The 6,544-nt window shown below is 67.5% G+C and carries 7 protein-coding genes; 3 read left to right on the forward strand and 4 right to left on the reverse strand.

Features of this window, described 5'->3' with window-relative positions:
* Positions 1-1,119, forward strand: a 1,119-nt coding sequence (locus tag R1101_RS26745) for a helicase-related protein (protein ID WP_016933987.1), incomplete at its 5' end; no start/stop codon positions are given.
* Positions 1,120-1,164: 45 nt separating this feature from the next.
* On the opposite strand, the gene R1101_RS0113730 is transcribed toward R1101_RS26745, so the two are convergent.
* A complete protein-coding gene (locus R1101_RS0113730) occupies positions 1,165-1,599 on the reverse strand; it encodes a DUF4383 domain-containing protein (RefSeq protein WP_026003250.1) in 435 nt (144 codons plus the stop codon).
* A 253-nt stretch (positions 1,600-1,852) separates the two neighbouring features.
* On the reverse strand, positions 1,853-1,975 hold the full coding sequence (locus R1101_RS31320; protein ID WP_016933989.1) for a hypothetical protein: 123 nt from the start codon (positions 1,973-1,975) through the stop codon (positions 1,853-1,855).
* A 425-nt stretch (positions 1,976-2,400) separates the two neighbouring features.
* On the opposite strand from R1101_RS31320, the gene R1101_RS0113740 reads away from it, so the two are divergent.
* Both R1101_RS0113740 and R1101_RS0113745 read left to right on the forward strand, forming a co-directional pair.
* Positions 2,401-3,768, forward strand: a complete 1,368-nt coding sequence (locus R1101_RS0113740; RefSeq protein WP_016933990.1) for a hemolysin family protein — start codon at positions 2,401-2,403, stop codon at positions 3,766-3,768.
* Positions 3,761-4,774, forward strand: a complete 1,014-nt coding sequence (locus R1101_RS0113745) for a hemolysin family protein (protein WP_026003251.1) — start codon at positions 3,761-3,763, stop codon at positions 4,772-4,774. The genes R1101_RS0113740 and R1101_RS0113745 overlap by 8 nt, the downstream gene beginning before the upstream one ends.
* A 74-nt stretch (positions 4,775-4,848) precedes the next feature.
* Here R1101_RS0113745 and R1101_RS0113750 read toward each other — a convergent pair whose 3' ends face one another.
* Both R1101_RS0113750 and R1101_RS26750 read right to left on the reverse strand, forming a co-directional pair.
* Positions 4,849-5,628 (reverse strand): pirin family protein, encoded by a 780-nt coding sequence (locus R1101_RS0113750; protein ID WP_016933992.1) that lies wholly within the window; start codon positions 5,626-5,628, stop codon positions 4,849-4,851.
* The coding region (locus R1101_RS26750; protein ID WP_016933993.1) for a pirin family protein at positions 5,625-6,544 on the reverse strand (920 nt) is incomplete at its 5' end. The genes R1101_RS0113750 and R1101_RS26750, both read right to left, overlap by 4 nt.

Raw genomic sequence — 6,544 nt, forward strand, 5'->3', positions numbered from 1 at the left:
GGTATGCGGGATCCGCTCGTCGTCGCCGGCGGCTTCGATCGGCCGAATCTCGACATCGAAGTGCGCAGGCACACCGACGACGGAGAGAAGCGGCGCGCCGTCGTCGAGGCCGTGGCATCGATGCCGGGCCCGGGGATCGTCTACGCCGCGACCCGCAAGGACACCGAGCGGTACGCCGATGCCCTGCGCGAACGTGGGATCGAGGCGTGTCCCTATCACGCCGGAATGCGCGCCGGTGAGCGCGAGGACGTCCACCTCGGCTTTCTCGACGGTCGCTGCGAGGTCGTAGTGGCGACCTCCGCTTTCGGCATGGGTATCGACAAGCCCGACGTGCGTTTCGTCGTTCACGCCTCGATACCCGACTCGGTCGATTCCTACTACCAGCAGATCGGGCGCGCGGGACGGGACGGGGAACCGGCCACCGTCCTGATGTTCTACCGGCCCGAGGATCTCTCCCTCGCGACCTTCTTCACCACCCATCATCCCGACGAGGAGTTGATCGCCCGGGTGTTCTCGGCGGTTCGCGCAGGATCCCCGATGCGGCTCGGACAGTTGCGTGCCGAGCTGGACATACGGGGGCGCAGGTTGTCGAACGCCGTGAACCTGCTCGAACGGTGCGGAGCTCTCGTGTCCGGCCGGCGAGGACTCTCCGTCGCCGACGTCTCGCGCCGGACGGCGGTCGAGCGCGCACGGGAGACGGCGGCGGCAGGTGAGCGCCTGGATCGCTCCCGCGTCGACATGATGCGTGGTTACGCCGAGACCCGCGGGTGCCGACGCCGATTCCTCCTCGGATACTTCGGCGAGGCACTCCCCGCGCCGTGCGGCCGGTGCGACACCTGCCGGGACGGTGCCGTCGACGAGGCCGGGACGGTCTCGGCGCTTCCGTCCCCCGGCGGATACACCTCCGTGCTCGCCCCGAACACGCGCGTCGTACACGCCGAGTGGGGACCGGGAGTGGTCATGACGGGCGAGCACGATCGGGTCACCGTCCTGTTCGACGACGAGGGTTACCGGACGTTGTCGCTCGAGGCGGTCGCCGCATCGGGTGTGCTCACGGTCGACGGCGAGGACGCCCCCACGGAACTCGCACGTGCCCACACGGAAGAACCCGTGGCGTGAGCCACGGGTTCTTCGGATCCGTCACCGCGACGGGTCGGGCACGGGTCAGGGGCGAACCGTGCCCGGAGTGGTCCGCGTCCGTGTCAGGAGCACACCGAGAGCGATCATGCCCACCCCCAGAACGAAGTGCAGCCAGTCGTCCGCCGAGTTCACGGGCACGAAGTTGGCGCTGCTGTCCTTGTCGATGATCAGGCCGTAGATCCAGAGCACCAGGTAGATCGCACCCCCGATGATCAGGAAACTGCGAGCGGTGGCCGCGGCGCGGGCCGCGGCGAGTCCCAGGACACCGAACAACAGGTGCACGATGTTGTGCAGGATGGACACCTGGAAGATCCCCAGGAGCAGAGCCTCGGAGTGGTGGCCTGCGCCCGAGAGTTGGTCGTAGTCGGTCGTGACCCCCGGGATGAACCCGAGGATTCCGACCAGGAGGAACACCGCGCCCACTACGAGCGCGGCCGTCTGCACCGGGGTTGCCGTCATCGAGCCCCGGGTGGGCCGTGGGGATGTCATGATTCGCGTCCTCTCACCGAACGTCCGTTTGCGCTGAGTGGTCCGAATTGCTCCCCCCGGGTAGCCCTGCCGGATCGAACCCAAACGTCGGTTTTCGCGCACCGCACCACGGACGACAACCGGAATCCCGGTCGCCCCGCCTTTCGGCCTCTCCCGCCCTGTCACCACCCCGGCCACGACGAAGGCCCGCGGGCGTACCCGCGGGCCTTCGAATCGGCGAGGCTCAGGCCTGGCTGCTGCCGAACGCATCGCCGGCGGCGTCAGCGGAACCGGTGAAGAAGTTCAGCACGTCGAACAGGTCGGACAGGTTACCGAAGAGGTCGACAAGGAACTCGAGTGCAGGCACGGGCTTCTCCCATCAATGGAACGACATCGAAGTTGTGACGACTCGCGTCGACACGCGATCCAATTGTTACCTGCATTCGATAGCTGCGCAGCACGAAGAATTGTAATCCGGAACACAAATCGCCCCTAGCAGCGGAAATATCGAGAATTCGGTGAAAATCCGCCCGATATGCCGTATTCCTCGGGGAGTTTCCGGGCCGGACAATACGGTCTATTCGGGGGGAAGATCCACATATTACAAGATCGCCTCGTGACCATATCTCCACCCGGCGGTGGGAACTTCCGCCGGTGTCCGTTCGTCCTATCCTGTGAGTGCACCTGCCCGTCCGACCCCGAGGGAGTCATGAAACGCCCCAAGCGAAAACCTCGAAGACCCGTCCCGCCCAGACGTGACGATCCCTTCGTCACCCGAGCCCGGTCCCTTCAGTGCTGACCGCCCTCGGAATCGCGGCCGGCATTCTTGTCGTTCTCGCCATCACTGCTCTGACCGGCTACTTCGTCGCGCAGGAATTCGCGTACATGGCCGTCGACCGCTCCCGCCTGAAGGCCCGCGCCGAAGGCGGTGACACGGCCGCGGCCCGCGCACTGACGGTCACCCGCCGCACTTCCTTCATGCTCTCGGGCGCTCAGCTCGGCATCACCGTCACCGGCCTGCTCGTCGGCTATGTCGCGGAACCGTTGATCGGTAGCGGCCTCGGCGAGTTGCTCGGCGGTGTGGGGATCCCCACCGCCGTGGGTGTCGCGGTCGGCACCGTGCTGGCGGTGCTCTTCTCGACGGTGGTCCAGATGGTCTTCGGAGAGTTGGTGCCGAAGAACCTGGCCATCGCCCGCCCCGAGCCGGTCGCCCGCCGACTCGCTCTGTCGACGAGTGCGTATCTCGCCGTCTTCGGTTGGTTGATCAAACTGTTCGACGCGTCGTCGAATCTCCTGCTGCGAGCCCTGCGCATCGAACCGGTGCACGACGTCGAGCACTCCGCCACTCCGCGCGACCTCGAACACATCGTGGCCGCGTCCCGGGAGACCGGCGAGCTGCCTCCGGAACTGTCCACCCTGCTCGACCGGATCCTCGAGTTCCCTACGCGCACAGCCGAACACGCAATGATCCCGCGTTCGCGGGTCGACGTCGTCGAGCTGGACGAGCCGGTTACCACGATCCTCGACAAGATGAGCGAGGGTCACACCCGCTACCCCGTGGTGGGTACCTCGTCCGACGATCTGCGCGGTGTCGTGCACCTCCATGATCTCCTCGGCCTCGACACTCCGACGGGCACGGCCGCGACGGTCTGCCGGCCTCCGGTGATCGTGCCGGCGACGCTGGCACTTCCGAAAGTTCTCACCGAGCTGGCCCGGGCCGAGGACGAGATGGCCCTGGTGATCGACGAGTACGGTGGTTTCGCCGGCGTCGTCACCCTCGAGGACATCGCGGAGGAATTGGTCGGCGAGATCGCCGACGAGCACGATCCCGCGGTCGCCGTCGAGGTCATCCGTCCCGAGGGCGACGGCTGGCTCGTCCGAGGCGACGCGCACATCGACGAGGTGGCCCGCACCCTCGACCACGATCTGCCCGAGGGCGACTACGAGACACTCGCAGGTCTGGTCATCACCGAGTTCGGCGGCCTTCCCGAGGTGGGCGACACCGTCCGGATCACGCTCGATCCCGATCCGGCCGAACTCGTGCACGAGGAGGGTCCGACTCCCCGGACTCTCGTGGCCGAGGTACGCGACATCGACAAACACGTGCCGTCCTCGGTACACGTGACCGTTCTGACGGACGAGGTGACCGGCGATGAGTAACCCTGTGGTCGTCGCGGCGGTGACGATCGGCCTGATCGCCGCCAGCGCGTTCTTCGTCGCGGTCGAGTTCGCGCTCATCGCGGCGCGGCGACACCGCCTGGAGGACGCAGCGGCGTCGAGTCGCTCGGCACGGGCCGCTCTGCGCAGCGCCTCCGAGCTGTCGGTGCTGCTCGCAGGATCCCAGCTCGGCATCACCGTATGCACGCTCGCGCTCGGCGCGACGACGAAACCTGCCGTGCACCACTGGCTCACCCCGTTGTTCGAGAATTGGGGAGCACCACTGTGGCTCGCGGACGTGGCCGGTTTCGTCCTCGCCCTGATCATCGTGACGTTCCTCCACCTCGTCGTCGGTGAGATGGCGCCGAAGTCGTGGGCGATCGCCCATCCGGAGAAGTCCGCCACGATGCTGGCACTGCCGATGCGCGCGTTCATGTGGGTGACCCGGCCGTTGATCGTCCGGTTGAACCACATGGCGAACTGGTGTCTGCGGAAGATCGGCGTGGACCCGGTGGATCAGGTCGCCGAAGGGCAGGATCCCGATGCGCTGCGGCACCTGGTCGAGCACTCGGCCACGGTCGGCACGCTCGACGAGCGCTATCACGGACACCTCAGCAGCGCGCTGGAACTCGAGACGCTGACGCTCGGCGACATCGTCACGCCGCAAGCACAGCCGAGCAGCGTGAAGCCGACCTCGACCGGCGCCGAGATCCGTGAGACGGCCCATCGCACAGGGCATCTTCGACTGCTCGTGCGGGCCAACGGCCACGTGGACGGCGTGGTGCACGTGCGCGACAGCCTCCAGGCCGCTCCCGGAACCACCGCGGCAGAACTGATGCGCCCGGCGCTGACGATCGACGCGGTGACGCCGGTCTACGAGGCGCTGACGACGATGCGGGAGACCAGGAACCATCTGGTCACCGTCACCGAGAACGGCCGGATCGTCGGATTGATCACCCTGTCGGACGTGCTGGCCCGGCTGCTGCCGATGAGCGGCGCCACGAGCTGACACACCGATACGTCAGGCCCGTTCCGGATCCACGGAGCGGGCCTGACGTCGCTTCCCGTCCCGACCGGCACCGTTCAGGAGTGCCCGAGTGCGGCGTGCATCTCCCAGACGAGGATCTCCGCGCCGGTCGCGGTGGTGAGCTGCCGGCCACCGCCGCCGGCAATCCGCACGGCGTCTCCTTCCGCGAGATGTCCGGCCCCTTCGAGCGCGGCTTCCCCTCGCGCGACGAACACGTGCAGGAAGGGCGCGTCCGGGAGCGTCACGGGCCGGTCCGGACGCATCCGCGCGACATGCATGGCCGCGTACTTGTTGCGGATGCGGATCGCGGAATGGTCGGCGTAGGCATCCATTCCCGATGCGACCGGAACCAGACCACCGGAGAGCAGTTCGTCGTCGATCTCGAGCTGTTCGTATCCGGGCTCGATGCCCGCTTCGTCCGGCAGCACCCACATCTGCACGAAACGCACCGGCTCGTCGTGCTCGGCCGCGTGGGAGCCGGTGGCACCGGTACAACGCCACGAGTCGTTCTTCTCGGAGTGGAGGATCCCGGAACCCGCACTCATACGCTGCGCGAGACCCGGGTAGATCACCCCGGAGTGCCCCGTCGAATCCTGGTGCACGAGCGATCCGCGGAGCACCCATGTGACGATCTCCATGTCGCGGTGCGGATGGGTGTCGAAACCGGCTCCGGGACGGACGGTGTCGTCGTTGTTGACCATGAGTACGCCGAAATGCGTGTTCTCCGGGTCGTAGTGGTGGCCGAACGAGAAGGAATGTCGCGAATCGAGCCAGTCGATCTTCGTGTGGAGGCGGTCGTCCGCGCGGCGGACGTCGAGTATCGGTGCGGTGCTCATGCGGGATCCTGTGTCGGGCAGTTCGGATCTGCGGTGGACGGATTGCGGCGGGGGCGGATACGTGCCTGGGGCAGGGGCGGCGCCGGGAGACGCTCGACCCGGCCGGTGTAGCCGGAGACGCTGCCGAAACGATCGGACCCGCGTTCCCAGGCGTCCCGGTAGGCGACGATCTCGTCGTGGTCGCGCCCGACGAAGTTCCACCACATCACGATCTCCTCGCCGAAAGGTGTTCCGCCGAGGAGGACGATACGTGCGGGTTCGTCGGTGGTGTTGGTCAGTTCGAGGGCCGGCACACCGGTTCCGGTGTAGCCGAGCGCGGCACGCGTGAGCACGGTACCGAACAGCGCGACCGTACCGGTGTCGACGAGCACGCCGTGCTCGAACGACGGGTCGATGTCGAGGGTGATGCTCGCCGCAGGATCGAGGACGATCTCGGCCCCGAGCAGCGGCGTGAACGTCGTCACGGGCGACTGCCGGCCCGCGAGCGAACCGAGGAAGACCTTCACTGCGGCGCCGCGTACCCGGACGACCGGCGGTACATGGTGCTGGAAGTCGCGGGGCGCATCGCGATGCGCGTCGGGCAGGGCCACCCACAACTGCACGCCGTGCAGCATCGCGGTCGCGGATGTGGAGACCTCGGAGTGGCAGATCCCGTGGCCTCCGGTCATGAGGTTCAACTCCCCCGGCCGGACCATCGCGTGCACGCCGTGACTGTCGCGGTGTTCGATCTCCCCGGTGAACAGCCACGACACCGTCTGCAGTCCGGTGTGGGGGTGCGGTGCGACGTCCATGCCACCGGTGCGGGAGACGTCGTCGGGGCCGTAGTGGTCGACGAAGCACCACGCGCCGATGAGCGAGCGCTGCCGTTGCGGAAGGGTACGGCGGACGGGCATCGCCCGCGGACCGCCGAGCGGGA

Origin of the sequence: Rhodococcus sp. R1101 (genome assembly GCF_000278445.1) — a bacterium.
Classification (GTDB): Bacteria; Actinomycetota; Actinomycetes; order Mycobacteriales; family Mycobacteriaceae; genus Rhodococcus; species Rhodococcus gordoniae.